The sequence below is a fragment of the Corynebacterium sp. HMSC036D03 genome (assembly GCF_001836185.1).
Taxonomy (GTDB): domain Bacteria; phylum Actinomycetota; class Actinomycetes; order Mycobacteriales; family Mycobacteriaceae; genus Corynebacterium; species Corynebacterium simulans.
Genome location: NZ_KV827708.1, coordinates 58,292 through 73,352 on the forward strand (window position 1 = coordinate 58,292; position 15,061 = coordinate 73,352).

The window sequence follows — 15,061 nt, forward strand, 5'->3', positions numbered from 1 at the left end:
TCTTCTAGGAGCCTTAAAGTACCAAAACTGCTAAAAGCGCCTTCCCTTCTCTTCGCCCGCCCACTCGATGTGGGGGGACAAGGGGAGATGAAGGCGCTTTTTAGATGCCTAGCTAAGCTGACTCGCGCTGCTTAGCTAGCGTTGAACTCGTTCGGGTGCGGGCCGCCGCGGCCTTCCTCACCAAGATCCAGATCCGTGATGGCAGCCATCTCATCCTCGGTTAGCTCAAAGCCAAAGACGTCGAAGTTTTCCGCAATACGCTCTGGGTTCGCGGACTTCGGGAACAAGATGACGTCATTTTGCAGGTGCCAGCGGATGATGACCTGCGCAGGGGAGACCCCATATTTCTTGGCAGGCTCGGTAACCTCATCAATCTCGAAAAGGTCTGTCTGGCCTTGGCCGAGTGGGCCCCACGCCTCAATCTTGACGCCGTGTGCACGGAAAGCGTCCAATTCGCGCCAGCGCTGTAGGTACGGGTGCAGCTCAACCTGGTTGACCACCGGGGTAACAGAGGTGTGGGTTTCCAGCTGCTCTAAGTGCTCGAGCTCGAAGTTGGAAACGCCGATGGATTTGACCTTGCCGGCCTTTTGCAGCTCAATCATCTGCTTCCATGCCTCGACGTAGTTGCCGTTTTCAGGGCATGGCCAGTGGATGAGATAAAGGTCGACGTAGGCGAGGCCTAGCTTCTTCAGAGACTCATCGAGGGCCTCTGCGACGTTGGTCTGGCTGTCATTCCACAGCTTGGTGGTAATAAATAGCTCCTCGCGCGGAATATCGGAGTTAGCGATGGCGCGGCCTACGCCCTCCTCGTTGCCATAAACGGCAGCGGTATCGATGTGGCGATAGCCCACGCGTAGGGCTTCAGCGACGAGCTCTTCGGTCTTTTCTGGATTGACCTTGAAGACGCCGAAGCCAAGCTGTGGGATTTCGTTACCGTCGTGGAGTTTCATCATTGGTACAGACATGGTTCCCAGACTACGTTGCGAGTGAACAACTTAGCAGAAGCCAAGCTCAGCGGTACAAAATAGCCACAAAAATTTACGTATTAATTATTGCTCGGGTGGTGCTGTTGCTGGGCGCCCAGTGTGGGGGCGAGAACTAGAAATCGAAATCGAAGTCAAAGAGACCGTCGTCGCCATCGCCGCCGTCGAAGAGGCCGTCGAAGAATCCGCCGCCATCTTCGCCGTCACCGCCCGTGTTTCCGGCGATGTCACCACCGCCTAATTCACCACCGCCCTGGTCGCCGCCCCAGTCGCCGCTTTCGGCAGCTGCTGCCGAGTAGCCAATGCCGGACATGCCGCTGAACATGGCATTGAACATCATGGAGTAGCCCATCATCCATACGCCGGTGCTCAGTGCGTCGGCCCACCATGGGCGGGAGTACCAACCAGCCGGAACCGGGCGGCCTGCAACCACGCCGCCGGGGTAGTAGTTCGGCGTCTCGCTGGATGCATAAGGCGAAGCGGTAATCGTCTGGCCGTCTGCCTCAACTGTGCGCTTTTCAGTGACCTTGCCAGCCTGGCGCTGGCCCTCCAACGGTGGGAGCTCTGGACCTGCATCCATGCCCATGATTTCGCGCGCTGCGTTGACATAGTGCATGCCCTCTAGCGCGGATTCGCGCGCCAGATTCGCCTGCTTGACGGTGTTGGCGCGGGAAATCGCGGCATTGGCTGCGGTGAAACGCTCGGAAGCATCTGCCATGGCTTGTGTGGAAGCAGCGTCGGTGCCGGAAATCTGCATGACCTGACCACCCAGGCGCTCAGTCCAGCGGCGGGCATCTGCCAATGCGTCCTCGAAGCGCTGCGCTTCAAGCTCTTCGCGCCTTTTCTTCTGTCCGCGCGAAGCAAAGTAGGCGGCGCCGCCGCCGACGGCAATAAGCAGGATAATTGGTGTCAAGAAAACTCACTTCCAAATCTTGATGGGCAACACACGTTGAACGCCTTCCAAGCCTAGTTAGTTCCCCACGTTGACGGGCCGGTTTTATTTTCTGCCGGCAAGTGCGCTAAAGTGGTTCGCACGTCAAACATCGCTAGATGTCGGACTGTGGGAATGTCGTATAGTGGCTAATACCTCAGCCTTCCAAGCTGAAGACGCGGGTTCGATTCCCGTCATTCCCTCCAATTTTTAAATCTCGAGTCAACGTTTCATGCAAATGTTGGCTCGAGATTTGTCGTTTTCCACCTTGCGATCAAATCCAGGGAAAAGCCCATAAAGCGTGCTTGTTTGGCCGAAACCCCAAATGGTGAGGTGACAAACCTACATGGTGAGGTCTAAAAGGTGAGGTCAGTAGACTCCAGTCACAGCCGTTATCACCAGGCGCAGAATTGACGGCGTGACCTCACCATCTAGGAATGGGCGACCTCACCATCTGGTTTAGGGGCAAGGCCCACGTCCCACAGTGCGATGTTGTGGGGCTTCGCTGAACAGGCTGCGGAGACGTTGCCGATGCAGTGGAATGGCGCCGCAAAACAAGCGCTAAAACTCACGCTTGAAGGCGTTAACTTTGCGTAATTGGCCGTTGCGACGGGGAGGAAATTCATAGCTGTTAACCTGCGGAAATGCTCTTAAGTGGGGGTCGGTGTTAGGTCATTTGGAGATATGCCGCTACACTATTTCGAGTATGCAACGCACCCACGGCGAAAAGCATGACATGTTTTAGAAGATCGTGGAGGCCTACATACGGGGCGTGGCGCAGTTTGGTAGCGCACCTGCTTTGGGAGCAGGGGGTCGCAGGTTCAAATCCTGTCGCCCCGACGTATGGGGGTCTGGGAATACCCTTAAAAGTATTTCCAGGCCCCTTATTTACATTCTGAACCAATTTATGCCAGGAGAGTTTCTCGTGAAGACCACCGTAGACAAGCTGAGCGATACCCGCGTCAAGCTCACCGTCAACGTTCCGTTTGCTGAGCTGGACAAAGAAATCGATCAGGCCTACGCGGCGATCGCACAACAGGTTTCTATCCCAGGTTTCCGTAAGGGTAAGGCTCCGCGCCAGCTTATCGACGCCCGCTTTGGTCGCGGCCCGATTCTCGAGCAGGTTGTCAATGACATGCTGCCGACCCGTTACGAGCAGGCAGTTCAGGAAAACGACCTGAAGGTTATCGGCCAGCCAGAGGTTGACATCGCGAAGATCGAGGACAACGACTTCGTCGAGTTCACCGCTGAGGTTGACATCCGCCCGGAGATCGAGGTTCCGGACTTCTCCAAGCTGTCTGTTACCGTTCCGGCTCTGGAGGCTAAGGAAGAGGACGTCGACAAGGCTCTCGAGGACTTGGCAGCACGCTTTGGTGAGCTCAAGGACACCAAGCGCAAGATGAAGACCGGCGACTTCGCCATCATCGACATCGTTACCGAGATCGACGGCGAGAAGCTGGAAGAGGCATCCTACGAAGGCATGTCCTACCAGATTGGTGATGACGACCTCATCAAGGGCCTTGACACCGCACTGCGCGGCATGAAGACCGACGAGGACAACGAGTTCACCTCCACCATCCAGTCCGGTGACCACGCTGGTGAAGAAGCAACCATCAAGGTTCACGTTCAGCAGACCAAGGAGCGCAAGCTTCCGGAACTGGACGATGAGTTCGCACAGATGGCTTCCGAGTTCGACACCATGGACGAGCTGCGCGAGTCCACCAAGACCCGTGTTGAGGAGTCCAAGAAGGCTGAGCAGGCTGCGAACATCCGCGACGAGGTTCTGAAGGCTGCTCTCGACGGCGTTAAGTTCGAGCTGCCGACCTCCGTCGTTGACGAGCAGGTTCACGCACAGCTGCACCAGATCCTGGGCCAGCTGGCTCACGACGAGAAGGCATTCGCACAGCTGCTTGAGGCGCAGGGCACCACCCGCGAGGAGTTCGATAAGGAAGCTCGCGAGTCCGCTGAAGAGTCCGTCCGCACCCAGCTGTTCCTGGATGCCGTTGCTGAGGAAGAGCAGCCTGAGGTCTCCCAGCAGGAGCTGACCGACCACATCCTGTTCACCGCTCAGTCCTACGGCATGGACCCGAACCAGTTCATTCAGCAGCTGCAGTCCAATGGCCAGATTGCAAACCTCTTCTCTGATGTTCGCCGTGGCAAGGCTCTCGCAGCCGCTATCTGCCGCGTTGACGTCAAGGACGAGGACGGCAACAAGGTTGACGTCGACCAGTACTTCGGCGAGGTCGAAGAAGAGGGCGCTGAAGATGCTACCGAGGAGAAGTAGGTTTCTTTCGTAGCGAGCGGTTTCTAGCGCACTAGCAAACCCCGGATTCATGAATGAGTCCGGGGTTTGCGTGATCGTGAACGCCCTCTAGAGATGTGCGTGGGTCCTAGCTGGTTAAGGCATTGTCCACCAGAGCCAGGAAGCGCATGACGTAGTCCTTTACAAATTCTGCGGTGTGTTCATTAAGGCGGCCCGAGTCTTCGAAAAGGGTGGGTGATTGGCCGAGGAATACCTCGGGCTGCCCAGGAAAAGGCATATCAAAGTAAGACAGGGCCAATCGGAGGTTCTTTTGTGAGCTATACCCGCCCATGCGCCCTACAGAGTGGCTGATGATTCCTGCGGGAAGGTTCTTCCAAGCCACATCTGAGTTGGGTTTAGAACCGATGTCCACTGCGTTTTTGAGGCATGCGGGGATTGTGCGGTTGTTTTCGGGCGTAATGAAAAGGACTCCGCTAGAGTTCTTGATGGTGTCGCGGAAGGTGGTGTACTCGGCCGGAGTTGGCTTGTCCGTGACCGCGGGATCATCGTAGTCGAAGTCATAAAGGGGCAAGTTGCGGATTTCGAGGATGTTTGCCTCGTAGTCTTTCGGGATCATTGTGAGTACTTCGTGCGCAATCTTGCGCGCAATTGATCCGCGACGCAGGCTACCTACGATAACGGTGATGCGTGGGGTGGAAGTCATGCTGAACCTTCTTTCTTCATTGGGGCTGGATTAAGGGAGAAAAGGCTTGCAACCGAAAGCTGGGGGCGGGCCGGCACTGTGGGCGGCAGCGAGAAATCCCTCTATTTTGTCATCTTCTTCATTGCGGAAATACAGTTCAATGAGGCCCAAAAGCCCTCCCAGGACGGCCTCGCGTGCGGCCGAGGTTTGTAGCAGCCGCAATGCCGCAGGTTGGTTTCCTTCACGAATAGCCTCAAACAATGCAATGGTTTCAAGCCAGCTTCCTTGGTCTGGTCGTGGGAAGGGTTTAGAAATCCCAGTCATCATCACTCGTTTCTTCAGCGGTACCAATGACATAGGAGGAGCCTGAACCAGAGAAGAAGTCATGGTTCTCGTCTGCTCCAGGAGCTAGGGCGGCGAGAATTTCTGGGTTAACTTCCGTTTCCTCAGGTGGGAAGTAATCTGGGTAGCCCAAGTTCATCAGGGCCTTATTTGCGTTATAGCGAACGAAGACGGCCACATCGTCCATGAGTCCTAATGGTTCATATAGTTCGCCGGAGTATTCCAGCTCTAGGGAATAGAGCTCCTCGAGCAAAGAGATGGTGAAATTCTTCATCTCTTTTTGCCTTTGAGGAGAAGAAGATTCTAGGCCACGCTGGTATTTATATCCCGAGTAGTAGCCGTGTACTGCCTTGTCACGCAGAATGAGGCGAATCATGTCTGCCGTATTGGTCAGGGTGGCGTGGACAGAAAAGTGTAAGGGGAGATAGAAACCCGCGTATAGAAGGAGCGAAGAAAGAAGCGTCGATGATACCTTGCGCTTGAGCGGATCCGGCCCGAAATAGTGCGTGAGGACTTTCTTGGCACGTGCTTGGAGAAGGTCATTATTCACCGCCCAGCGGTAGGCTTCGTCGATTTCCTTTGTGCTGCTTAGCGTAGAAAACACTGAAGAATAAGAACGGGCGTGAACTGATTGCATGAAGGCAATGTTGGTGTAAACGGCCTGCTCATGCTCGGTGCGGGCGTCTTGAATTTGGCAGATTTCTCCCACGGTAGCCTGCACGGTATCTAAAGTGGTCAGACCTGTGAACACCCGCATGGTGAGGTTACGCTCTGAGGGCGTCATTTTCTGCCAGGCTGAGAGATCATTAGAAAGCGGCACTTTCTCCGGCAGCCAGAAATTGGCGGTGAGCCGGTTCCATACTTCAAGATCCTTTTCGTCACTCACACGGTTCCAATTGATGGGGCGGATGCGGGCTGAGGGATCATGTCGGAAGCTCGGAGGCGTAACAGAGATGCTAGTTAACGCAGCAGCGTTCGATGTTGAAGTCATTACTTTTTCCTTTCGGGTGAATTGGTAGTGCAAAAGATGGGAGGGCAGTGCTCCTATAAAGCGCAGGAGACGCAGCCTTCGACCTCGGTGCCTTGGAGCGCGGATTGGCGTAAACGGATGTAGTACAAGGTCTTGATGCCGGCCTTCCAGGCATAGATTTGCGCCCTGTTGATATCCCTAGTGGTGCTGTCGGCAGTAAAGAACAAGGTCAGAGAAAGGCCTTGGTCCACGTGCTGCGTGGCCATGGCGTAGGTATCAATGATTTTCTCGTATCCCACGGTGAAAGAGTCCTCGAAATACTCCACATTGTCGTTGGTCATTTCCGGTGCGGGGAAGTACACGCGCCCCAAGCGGCCTTCCTTGCGAATTTCGATCTTGGAGGCAATCGGGTGGATGGATGCAGTCGAATCATTGATGTAGGCAATTGATCCAGTGGGTGGAACTGCCTGTAGATAGGCGTTATATATTCCGTCTCGGGCCACCTGATTCTTTAATTTCAGCCAGTCCTCGCGTGTAGGAATCCGCACGCCTGCTTCATGGAAAAGCTGCTCTACTCGCTTGGTGGCAGGTACCCATTCCTGTTTGAGATACTTGTCGAAGAATGCGCCGGAGGCATAAGCAGAGTCTTCAAAACCCTGGAATCGCTGACCTTTCTCTACCGCTAACGCATGGGATGTGCGCAGCGCATGATAGGTCACAGTCAGGAAATAGAAGTTGGTAAAGTCCAAAGCCTCGGCGCAGCCATAGGGAATCCGTTTGGAAGCAAGGAAACCATGGAGATTCATCTGCCCCAAACCAATCGCGTGCATGGATTTATTGCCTTTAGCAATGGAAGGAACTGCTTCGATATCGGTAAGATCTGAGACTTGGGTGAGCGCGCGCACTGCGGTTTCTACAGTTGCTCCAAAATCCGGTGATGCAAAGGCCTTAGCGATGTTGAGCGAACCCAGATTGCATGAAATGTCTTGGCCGATGGTGGTGTAGTTGCCAGATGGGCCAAGAGTGGATGGCGTGTTGACTTGAAGGATCTCGCTACACAGGTTGGACATATTGATACGTCCTTTGAGGGGATTAGAGCGATTGACCGTATCTTCGAAGAGGATATAGGGGTATCCAGATTCAAATTGAAGCTCAGCAAGCGTAGTGAAAAACTCCCTGGCCTTGATGGTGGTGTGCGAAATTCGCGGATTGGTCACCAGCTCGTCGTAATGCTCGGTGATAGACATGTCGGACATGGGCACGCCGTATTCGCGAGCAATGTCATATGGACTAAACAGATGCATGTCCTTGTTCTCTTTGGCCAGGCGAAACGTTATATCCGGAATAACGACACCCAGTGAAAGGGTCTTGATGCGAACTTTTTCATCTGCATTTTCCCGTTTGGTATCGAGGAAGCGAAGAATATCTGGGTGATGCGCATGCAGGTAGACAGCCCCAGCGCCCTGGCGGGCTCCCAGTTGGTTGGCATAGCTGAAACTATCCTCCAGAATCTTCATAACTGGGACTACGCCGGATGCTTGGTTCTCAATCTTTTTGATCGGGGCTCCGGATTCGCGCAGATTGCTTAGCAATAGGGCCACGCCACCGCCGCGTTTTGATAGTTGTAGCGCGGAGTTCACACTGCGGCCAATGCTTTCCAAGTTGTCTTCTATTCGCAGGAGGAAGCAAGACACCATTTCACCGCGCTGAGCCTTGCCTGCGTTGAGAAAAGTAGGGGTGGCGGGCTGGAATCGTCCGGACATGATGTCGTCCACCAGTTTCTCTGCAAGAACTTTGTCGCCTTGTGCCAGGTAAAGAGCTGTGGTGGTGACGCGTTCTTCGTAGCCTTCAAGGAGTGTTGAGCCGTCAAAGGTTTTTAGCGCGTAGGAAGTAAAGAACTTAAATGCGCCGAGGAATGTGCGGAACCGATGCTGGGCGCGATGTGCTCTGTCATATATGGCGCACAGGAACTCGTCCTCGTAAAGTTCGAGGAAACCCCGCTCGTAGTATTCATTATCTACTAACCATTCCAGGCGTTCCGTGGTGGAGCTAAATGTGCGCATGCGGGGAGCAACATGGTGGGCTAAATAATCTTGTGCTGCCTCAATATCTTTGTCGAACTGAATTCTCCCGGAAGAATCGAATAAGTTCAGCTGCGCGTTGAGCGCATGGTAACTTTTGCGCTTACCAACGCCGCCTTCGTCGTTAGCACCGGTGGTGATGCGATGGGCTGCGTCAACAGGCTGCGTGGGTGTGGTCTGCGGAGGGGTCATTGTGTAGTCCAATCTGTGTGGTCCGGACGTGTTCTTCATTTTTTGACGTGTTCTTGCTGTTCCCAAAACTTGTGAAGACCTTGTTTTACGGTGTCAATATCTTTTTGGGTGCCGAGTAGCTCGAAGTGATACAGCTCGGGCACGTGGCACTTGGCGGAAATGATTTGGCCGGCTACGCAGTAGGCGTTTCCGAAATTGGTGTTTCCTGAGGAAATGACGCCGCGGATAAAGGATCGATTGATTGGGTCGTTAAGGAAAGTGATGACCTGTTTAGGAACCGCGCGTTTGAGAGAGCCGCCTCCGTAGGTGGGGACGACGAGTACATACGGGTGTGAAACCTGGATCATTCCGTTTTTCTTGGGCCGTAGTGGAATTCGCACTGCGGGTCTGCCTAGGCGTTCAACAAATCTTTTTGTGTTTTCAGAAACGCTCGAAAAGTACACCAAATCTGGTGAGTCTGACATAGCAATCCTGCTCATCCTGGCCTGAGCCATTCGTGGGATATGTGATATCCGAAAGCGTAACTACGTGTGAGCGTAGTTGCAAACTACGTTGCAACGTATATTTTAAAAGGGCAGGTAATGTTAGGTTTAGATGGAGGGGGATGGCTTTTATGGGGTATGAGGAGCTACAAAAACTGCGTCGGTAGCCGGGCGTCCGAGCAGTACCCACGGAGCGCTACCAAATACTCGCACTTCGAGTGATTCTGAAAAGGGGGCTCCTTCGCGCGTGTCTAGAACGGCACCCGTGACGATGCCGTGTTCTTTCAGGAAAGCTAGTAGTTGTGGATCGGAATCGGAGATTCGTTCAACGATCACCTGAGATTGTGCTCCGCTGTCAGAGAGCCGGTGTGCACGAGGAATTGTGATGTTCCCATCAACTGTGGGAATAGGATCGCCGTGTGGATCCCTGCTGGGAAAATTGAGGAACTTGTCCACGCGCTCTATCAGCATGTCCGACACTGCGTGTTCGAGGTTTTCTGCTTCGTCATGGACTTCGTCCCATGTATAGTCCAATGCCTGTACCAAGAAAGATTCAAGCAATCGGTGACGGCGCACCATATCCAATGCATACTGTCTACCCCGATCGGTGAGCTCCACTGCTCCGTAAGGTGTGTGTGATACCAACCCTTGCTTGGCCATTTTGCGCACTGCATCGGAGACTGAGGAGAGTTTGAGCCCTAACTGTGCTGAAATAAGCGTGGCGGTTACGGGCTCAGATGACCATTCCTTTAGCCCCCAGATGGCTTTCAAATAATTCTGTGTGCTAGTGGAAAGCTCGGAAACAGACATGGGAAAATCTTAACCCAGCACCTTAGTGTGTGCTGACGTAGCGCTCCCAACGCTCATAGCGAACAGGGGCCAAATTTGAGAAGAATGTCGGTAAGGTGGGGCCAGTTAAAAATTTTTCAATTGAAGGAGCATCATTAATGTCTGAGAAGATTTCAATGAACTCATCCGCTACTGGTATGAGCCTGGGCGATAGCGTCTATGAGCGCCTCTTGCGCGAGCGCATTATCTTCCTGGGAACCCAGGTGGATGATGAGATTGCGAACAAGCTGTGCGCCCAGATTCTCCTGCTGTCCGCAGAGGATCCCACGCGCGATATTTCGCTTTATATCAATTCGCCGGGTGGCTCCGTTACCGCGGGCATGGCCATTTACGACACGATGAAGTACTCGCCGTGCGATATTGCTACCTATGGCATGGGTCTGGCAGCTTCCATGGGCCAGTTCTTGCTCTCCGGCGGCACCAAGGGCAAGCGCTACGCTCTGCCACATGCTCGCATCATGATGCACCAGCCTTCCGCTGGCGTGGGTGGCACTGCTGCTGACATCGCCATCCAGGCTGAGCAGTTTGCTCAGACCAAGCGCGAAATGGCGCAGCTGATCGCTGAGCATACCGGCCAGAGCTTTGAGCAAATCACCAAGGATTCTGACCGTGACCGTTGGTTCACCGCACAGCAGGCCAAGGAATACGGCATCGTTGACCACGTCATCGAGTCCGTAAACGGCCCGATCAATAACTAGGGAATAAGGAGAATTATCACTATGTCTAACCTTCAAATGCCTAATTCCCGCTACGTTCTGCCGGAGTTTGTCGAGCAGAACGCACAAGGCTCTAAGACCACCAACCCGTACTCCAAGCTCTTCGAAGAGCGCATCATCTTCCTTGGCACCCAGGTTGATGACACCTCGGCGAATGACATCATGGCGCAGCTGCTGGTCCTCGAGTCCCAGGATCCAGATCGCGACATCACCATGTACATCAACTCCCCGGGTGGCTCCTTTACCGCGCTGATGGCTATCTACGACACCATGCGCTACGTACGTCCTGATGTGCAGACCGTGTGCCTGGGCCAGGCTGCATCTGCTGCAGCCGTCCTGCTGGCTGCCGGCGCACCGGGCAAGCGTGCGGCACTGCCGAACTCCCGCGTGCTGATTCACCAGCCACGCACCCAGGGCACCCAGGGCCAGGTTTCTGACCTAGAGATCGAGGCTAACGAGATCGAGCGCATGCGCCGCCTCATGGAGACCACCCTCGCTGAGCACACCGGCCGCACCGCAGACCAGGTCCGTGAGGACACTGACCGCGACAAGATCCTGACCGCCCAGGAAGCCGTTGAGTACGGCATCATCGATACCGTCTTTGATTACCGCAAGCTCAACGCCTAAAACCAGTAGTTAAGCTAAAGCCCTTGCACCGTATTCGTGGTGCAAGGGCTTTGGTTTTAGTTCTATAGGTCTTGGTGCGTCACCCAAACCCGTTCTACGGATGGATGTGTCTAGGCAGCCGCCACATCAGCACAACGCTGACGATGATAGCGATACCGCTGAAAATGAATAGGCCTGGGTACGGTGCCTCGATTGGGATACTGAAGGTGTATGCGGCCCAGTTTATCGCGATTGCTAGGAAATAGACTAGGAGAATGCCTCCAGCGGCGGTGATGGTTCGCATAGCGATACTTCTATTATCAAGCGCTTTGAAGAGCATCCCTATCGCCGTGCCAGCATAGCCTGCAACGAGGTAAGTGGTCAGGAATGCCAGGACAGAAAGCAAATGAGCTAACCAAGTTGGAAGGGTGCCGGTATCGCCGTTGACAGCAACCTCAAAAGAGCTATCGACATCAACGCCTGCGGATACCGCGATGTAATGTGCTGCGGCGGCGACGAGTCCAAAGATGACGGAACCCACGATGGCAAACCCGTGAGCTGCGATCTGCCACCGCTTCTGCGGCATATCGAGGCTGCGCAAAACCTTGAACTGCGAGGTTGCGCTTGCGCAAAGTATCGCCCAAAAGATAGCCGAGAAGATGATCCAGAAAGTGGGATTAACGCTAACTTGGCTGGAGTCATGCGGAACTAGGTAAGCGCCCACGGCGAGCACAATGATGAGGGGTGCAAATACTGCGATTGTCTTTCGGTGTGCCGAAACGAGTGCGGTCATGGTGTTGCTCCTTTAAAGCTGTGCGGATACAAGTGAGTCGATGAGTTGGACGTCGTCTGGGAAATCGGTGTCTATGCCGTGGAGAGGAGTATTCAGCGGCTCCGCTAGTTGGACACGTACGCGAGAGGTTCGCCCGAGCTTTTGCTGGCTGACGACGCTCCCCGTGAGTGCGGCAACTGCGTCATCAACGGCACTGCTCTCGCCCGTGAACAGTGGATATAGTTCCCGCTGTTCGTCGAGCAGAAGTGGACCAACCGCGCGGCCTTTCTGCACGACGATGAGCCCCTCAACGAGGCCAGCGAGATCCTCGGCGCGATGTGAGGATAGAAGTAACGTCCAATCGTCGTTGTGGGATGCGTGTTCGATGATGACTTGGCGCAGTACCTCACGCGTCGGTACGTCTAGCCCAGTGAAAGGCTCATCCATCAGCGTGACAGGCGTGCGTGCAGCAAGAACGGTGATGTTGGCAATCAATTGGCGCTTGCCGGTGGAAAGCCTCGAGCAGACCTCTGAGGGGTGAAGCTCAAAGCGGGCTAGGAGACGGTTCGCATAGGCGATGTCGAGTTCGCCTCGTGCTTTCTGGGCGATGTGAAGGTGATCTTTCACTGTGTGCCCCGCCAGCAAAATGTCAGCGCCAGTGCGTGCAAGGGCAGTTGGGGCAGTCTCGATAGAGCCGGATGTCATTGGAAGGTGACCCGCAATCGCTCTCATAAGCGTCGTCTTGCCCGCACCGTTGGTGCCGATAATGCCGTAGATTCCGGGCTTCAATCGGATCGAGTGAGCATGGAGAAAGTCCTTTACTCGGAGGTCTTTTGCCTCGATAGTGTGCATGGTTATTCTCCTTCGCTTTTGATGAGTTCGATGAGCTCAGCCGTTGTGATTCCGAGGGCTCGTGCTTCGGCTAGAAGCGGTGCGACGAAATCCTCATGTAATGCGGCACGACGCTTTTCTGCAACGCGGGTGCGCGCTTCGGGAGTGACGAACATTCCAAGTCCGCGACGCTTTTCGAGCAGGCCTTCGTCGAAGAGCGCGGTTAAGGCCTTGGACGCTGTCGTGGGGTTGACTGAGTGGAATGCGGAAAGCTCGTTTGTGCTGGGGGCTCGGTCGCCGGGGGCGAGCTGGCCGGACATGATCATGTCGCGGATGCCGCTGGCGAGTTGTTGGTAGAGGGGGAGGGGATTGCCCATGAGACCTCTTTTCGGATGCGTGACTGATAACAAAGCGGTTTGTGGGTTTGTGGGTTTACCACCTATGTGGGTAACCCTAAATGAGCTTTGATGTGTCGTCAAGAGCAAGCGGCAGAAGCGGAGGTTGATGCTCCGACCCTTGGTCAATTCGGCTGCAAATATAGGTGTGAAAGTTTTCGCAGTGCGGGGCCATGACGTGGAACTTTCTGCAGCCGCGTGCTTTAACAAATATTTCGGGCAACCAACCGATTTGTTGTTACCGAGAATTAGTGGTCAACTATTTATATGTCAGATCACAATACGCAGCTGTCTGGCGCGACAGCACACAAAACGGAGCCTGAAGAAAGACTGTTCTTCGGGCATCCGTGGGGCCTAGCCAACCTATTTGGCATCGAGATGTGGGAGCGTTTCAGCTTCTACGGCATGCAGTCGATCGTTTTGCTCTATATGTACTACTCCGTCACCGATGGCGGACTAGGCATGGACAAGACCGCTGCAACGTCCGTGGTTGGTGCCTACGGCGGTCTGGTCTATATGGCCTGCCTTTTGGCCTCTTTGGTTGCAGACCGAATTTTGGGCCCGGAGCGCACCCTGTTCTACTCCGCGAACCTGGTGATGCTCGGTCATATCGCTCTGGCGTTTATTCCGGACGTTATTGGTCTGGCGATTGGTTTGGTTCTCATTGCCATCGGCTCTGGCGGCGTGAAGACCACCGCCCAGGTGGTGCTTGGCTCGCTATATAGCCGTGATGACACCCGCCGTGACGGTGGTTTCTCCATCTTCTACATGGGTGTCAACATCGGCGCTCTATTAGGCCCGTTTGTCACAACAATCATGTGGGGCTGGAAGGGATTCCACTGGGGCTTTGGCCTCGCGGCAATCGGCATGTTCGCGGGCCTGATTCAGTACACCCTGATGCGCAAGTCCACCATCAAGGATGCAGGCCACGAGGTCCCGAACCCTGCTAGCAGCAAGCAGATGCTGCTCGGCCTAGCTGCCGTCCTTGGCATCGTGGCAATTGCGGTAATTTCCATCGCAACCGGCGTTGTCAAGGTCGATTGGCTATCCAACATCGTCACCGTCGTTGCGCTGTTGGCGGCAATCGTATTGTGGTGCCAGATGTACTTCTCCGAGCTGGTTGATGCGGAAGAGAAGAAGCGTCTGCTGGGATTTATCCCGCTGTTTGTCTCTGGTGTTTTGTTCTTCGGTATCTTCCAGCAGCAGTTCACCGTCATGACCATCTACGCGGATGTGCGCTTGGACCGTAACTTCTTCGGTATCGAGATTCCGCCGTCACTGGTGCAGTCCTTCAACCCGGTCTTCATCGTGGTCTTCTCTGCGATTTTCGCAACGATGTGGACCAAGCTCGGTAACCGTCAGTGGTCCACGCCGGTGAAGTTCGGCGCCGCGAACATCATCATCGGTATTTCTTTGTTCTTCTTCCTGCCGTACTCCGGTACCGGTGCAAATTCCACGCCGATGTTTGCCATCATTGGCATCCTCTTCCTGTTCACCATGGGCGAGCTTTTGCTGTCCCCGGTTGGTAACTCGCTTGCTACGAAGGTCGCGCCACGTGCCTTCCCCTCCCGCATGATGGCGGTGTGGATGATGGCCGTTGCCATGGGTACCTCCCTGGCTGGCTCCCTGGCTGGTTTCTACAACCCGGAGGACGCTGGCGCGGAGAATACCTTCTTTATCTCCCTGGGCATCGCTTCCATCGTTCTGGGTCTGCTGGTCTTGGCAGTCAGCCGCTGGGTGGTTAAGAACTTCGCCACCTTCCGCTAAAAAGGAGCCGATGCTTTCCGACGCCGTTGGTCTTAAGACCCGCGGCGTCGTCGCCGTTTTCTTGGTCCCTGCGTTGCTTGCTGAAAGTCGGCGCATAATGTGGGTGAACTGCAAAAAGGGAAGTCTCAAGGAGGGGTTGAGGCTGCGCCACGCGGAGGAATGAATGAGGGCGGTGTCGCGTTGATTTACTAAGGTGGAA

The 15,061-nt window shown here is 54.6% G+C and carries 15 protein-coding genes and 2 tRNA genes; 6 read left to right on the forward strand and 11 right to left on the reverse strand.

Going from position 1 to position 15,061, the window contains the following annotated elements:
* Positions 1-131 precede the first annotated feature (131 nt).
* Together HMPREF2692_RS00275 and HMPREF2692_RS00280 are read right to left on the reverse strand one after the other, a co-directional pair.
* Positions 132-965, reverse strand: coding sequence for an aldo/keto reductase (locus tag HMPREF2692_RS00275; RefSeq protein ID WP_062043528.1), 834 nt, complete (start codon positions 963-965; stop codon positions 132-134).
* 133 nt (positions 966-1,098) lie between these two features.
* Positions 1,099-1,896: a hypothetical protein gene (locus HMPREF2692_RS00280; protein WP_062043531.1), complete on the reverse strand. Its 798-nt coding sequence runs from the start codon at positions 1,894-1,896 to the stop codon at positions 1,099-1,101.
* A 149-nt stretch (positions 1,897-2,045) separates the two neighbouring features.
* Between HMPREF2692_RS00280 and HMPREF2692_RS00285 the strand changes: the two genes are divergently transcribed.
* The 3 genes from HMPREF2692_RS00285 (at position 2,046) to tig (ending at position 4,198) form a co-directional block, all read left to right on the forward strand.
* Positions 2,046-2,120 (forward strand) — tRNA-Gly (locus HMPREF2692_RS00285).
* 560 nt (positions 2,121-2,680) lie between these two features.
* Positions 2,681-2,754: transfer RNA gene (locus HMPREF2692_RS00290), tRNA-Pro, on the forward strand.
* An 85-nt stretch (positions 2,755-2,839) separates the two neighbouring features.
* Entirely contained in the window at positions 2,840-4,198 is a 1,359-nt protein-coding gene (gene tig / locus HMPREF2692_RS00295; RefSeq protein WP_061924176.1) for a trigger factor, read from the forward strand.
* Between the two features lie 106 nt (positions 4,199-4,304).
* On the opposite strand, the gene HMPREF2692_RS00300 is transcribed toward tig, so the two are convergent.
* The 6 genes from HMPREF2692_RS00300 to HMPREF2692_RS00325 all read right to left on the reverse strand — a co-directional run bounded on the left by HMPREF2692_RS00300 (position 4,305) and on the right by HMPREF2692_RS00325 (position 9,736).
* Positions 4,305-4,880: an NADPH-dependent FMN reductase gene (locus HMPREF2692_RS00300; protein ID WP_061924173.1), complete on the reverse strand. Its 576-nt coding sequence runs from the start codon at positions 4,878-4,880 to the stop codon at positions 4,305-4,307.
* 30 nt (positions 4,881-4,910) lie between these two features.
* A complete protein-coding gene (locus HMPREF2692_RS00305; RefSeq protein WP_062043534.1) occupies positions 4,911-5,186 on the reverse strand; it encodes a hypothetical protein in 276 nt (91 codons plus the stop codon).
* Positions 5,167-6,192, reverse strand: a complete 1,026-nt coding sequence (nrdF, locus tag HMPREF2692_RS00310; protein ID WP_082778640.1) for a class 1b ribonucleoside-diphosphate reductase subunit beta — start codon at positions 6,190-6,192, stop codon at positions 5,167-5,169. Before nrdF ends, HMPREF2692_RS00305 begins: the two co-directional genes overlap by 20 nt.
* Before the next feature lie 53 nt (positions 6,193-6,245).
* Entirely contained in the window at positions 6,246-8,444 is a 2,199-nt protein-coding gene (gene nrdE, locus HMPREF2692_RS00315) for a class 1b ribonucleoside-diphosphate reductase subunit alpha (RefSeq protein WP_061924170.1), read from the reverse strand.
* 35 nt (positions 8,445-8,479) lie between these two features.
* The gene (gene nrdI, locus HMPREF2692_RS00320; protein WP_062043538.1) at positions 8,480-8,938 is read right to left on the reverse strand and encodes a class Ib ribonucleoside-diphosphate reductase assembly flavoprotein NrdI; all 459 of its coding nucleotides are present in this window, start codon (positions 8,936-8,938) and stop codon (positions 8,480-8,482) included.
* A 117-nt stretch (positions 8,939-9,055) separates the two neighbouring features.
* Complete coding sequence (locus HMPREF2692_RS00325) at positions 9,056-9,736, reverse strand: metal-dependent transcriptional regulator (protein ID WP_061924164.1); 681 nt, start codon at positions 9,734-9,736, stop codon at positions 9,056-9,058.
* 137 nt (positions 9,737-9,873) lie between these two features.
* Here HMPREF2692_RS00325 and HMPREF2692_RS00330 point away from each other — a divergent pair, with 137 nt between their 5' ends.
* Together HMPREF2692_RS00330 and HMPREF2692_RS00335 are read left to right on the forward strand one after the other, a co-directional pair.
* Positions 9,874-10,473, forward strand: coding sequence for an ATP-dependent Clp protease proteolytic subunit (locus HMPREF2692_RS00330; protein ID WP_062043541.1), 600 nt, complete (start codon positions 9,874-9,876; stop codon positions 10,471-10,473).
* A gap of 21 nt (positions 10,474-10,494) precedes the next feature.
* Positions 10,495-11,118: an ATP-dependent Clp protease proteolytic subunit gene (locus HMPREF2692_RS00335; protein WP_061924159.1), complete on the forward strand. Its 624-nt coding sequence runs from the start codon at positions 10,495-10,497 to the stop codon at positions 11,116-11,118.
* A gap of 94 nt (positions 11,119-11,212) precedes the next feature.
* On the opposite strand, the gene HMPREF2692_RS00340 is transcribed toward HMPREF2692_RS00335, so the two are convergent.
* From HMPREF2692_RS00340 to HMPREF2692_RS00350, 3 genes are read right to left on the reverse strand one after another with little or no spacing between them, the layout of a single operon-like run.
* Positions 11,213-11,890: a hypothetical protein gene (locus HMPREF2692_RS00340; RefSeq protein ID WP_061924156.1), complete on the reverse strand. Its 678-nt coding sequence runs from the start codon at positions 11,888-11,890 to the stop codon at positions 11,213-11,215.
* A 12-nt stretch (positions 11,891-11,902) separates the two neighbouring features.
* Positions 11,903-12,721, reverse strand: coding sequence for an ATP-binding cassette domain-containing protein (locus HMPREF2692_RS00345; protein WP_062043544.1), 819 nt, complete (start codon positions 12,719-12,721; stop codon positions 11,903-11,905).
* A gap of 2 nt (positions 12,722-12,723) precedes the next feature.
* The gene (locus HMPREF2692_RS00350; protein WP_062043548.1) at positions 12,724-13,077 is read right to left on the reverse strand and encodes a GntR family transcriptional regulator; all 354 of its coding nucleotides are present in this window, start codon (positions 13,075-13,077) and stop codon (positions 12,724-12,726) included.
* Between the two features lie 285 nt (positions 13,078-13,362).
* Between HMPREF2692_RS00350 and HMPREF2692_RS00355 the strand changes: the two genes are divergently transcribed.
* Entirely contained in the window at positions 13,363-14,862 is a 1,500-nt protein-coding gene (locus HMPREF2692_RS00355) for a peptide MFS transporter (protein ID WP_062043551.1), read from the forward strand.
* Positions 14,863-15,061 lie beyond the last annotated feature (199 nt).

Bases quoted from the DNA above. Each gene is read 5' to 3' on its own strand.
- HMPREF2692_RS00275 (WP_062043528.1), bottom strand. From the start codon at position 965: ATGTCTGTACCAATGATGAAACTCCACGACGGTAACGAAATCCCACAG.
- HMPREF2692_RS00300 (WP_061924173.1), bottom strand. From the start codon at position 4,880: ATGACTTCCACCCCACGCATCACCGTTATCGTAGGTAGCCTGCGTCGC.
- HMPREF2692_RS00305 (WP_062043534.1), bottom strand. From the start codon at position 5,186: ATGATGACTGGGATTTCTAAACCCTTCCCACGACCAGACCAAGGAAGC.
- nrdF (WP_082778640.1), bottom strand. From the start codon at position 6,192: ATGACTTCAACATCGAACGCTGCTGCGTTAACTAGCATCTCTGTTACG.
- nrdE (WP_061924170.1), bottom strand. From the start codon at position 8,444: ATGACCCCTCCGCAGACCACACCCACGCAGCCTGTTGACGCAGCCCAT.
- nrdI (WP_062043538.1), bottom strand. From the start codon at position 8,938: ATGGCTCAGGCCAGGATGAGCAGGATTGCTATGTCAGACTCACCAGAT.
- HMPREF2692_RS00325 (WP_061924164.1), bottom strand. From the start codon at position 9,736: ATGTCTGTTTCCGAGCTTTCCACTAGCACACAGAATTATTTGAAAGCC.
- HMPREF2692_RS00330 (WP_062043541.1), top strand. From the start codon at position 9,874: ATGTCTGAGAAGATTTCAATGAACTCATCCGCTACTGGTATGAGCCTG.
- HMPREF2692_RS00335 (WP_061924159.1), top strand. From the start codon at position 10,495: ATGTCTAACCTTCAAATGCCTAATTCCCGCTACGTTCTGCCGGAGTTT.
- HMPREF2692_RS00340 (WP_061924156.1), bottom strand. From the start codon at position 11,890: ATGACCGCACTCGTTTCGGCACACCGAAAGACAATCGCAGTATTTGCA.
- HMPREF2692_RS00345 (WP_062043544.1), bottom strand. From the start codon at position 12,721: ATGCACACTATCGAGGCAAAAGACCTCCGAGTAAAGGACTTTCTCCAT.
- HMPREF2692_RS00350 (WP_062043548.1), bottom strand. From the start codon at position 13,077: ATGGGCAATCCCCTCCCCCTCTACCAACAACTCGCCAGCGGCATCCGC.
- HMPREF2692_RS00355 (WP_062043551.1), top strand. From the start codon at position 13,363: ATGTCAGATCACAATACGCAGCTGTCTGGCGCGACAGCACACAAAACG.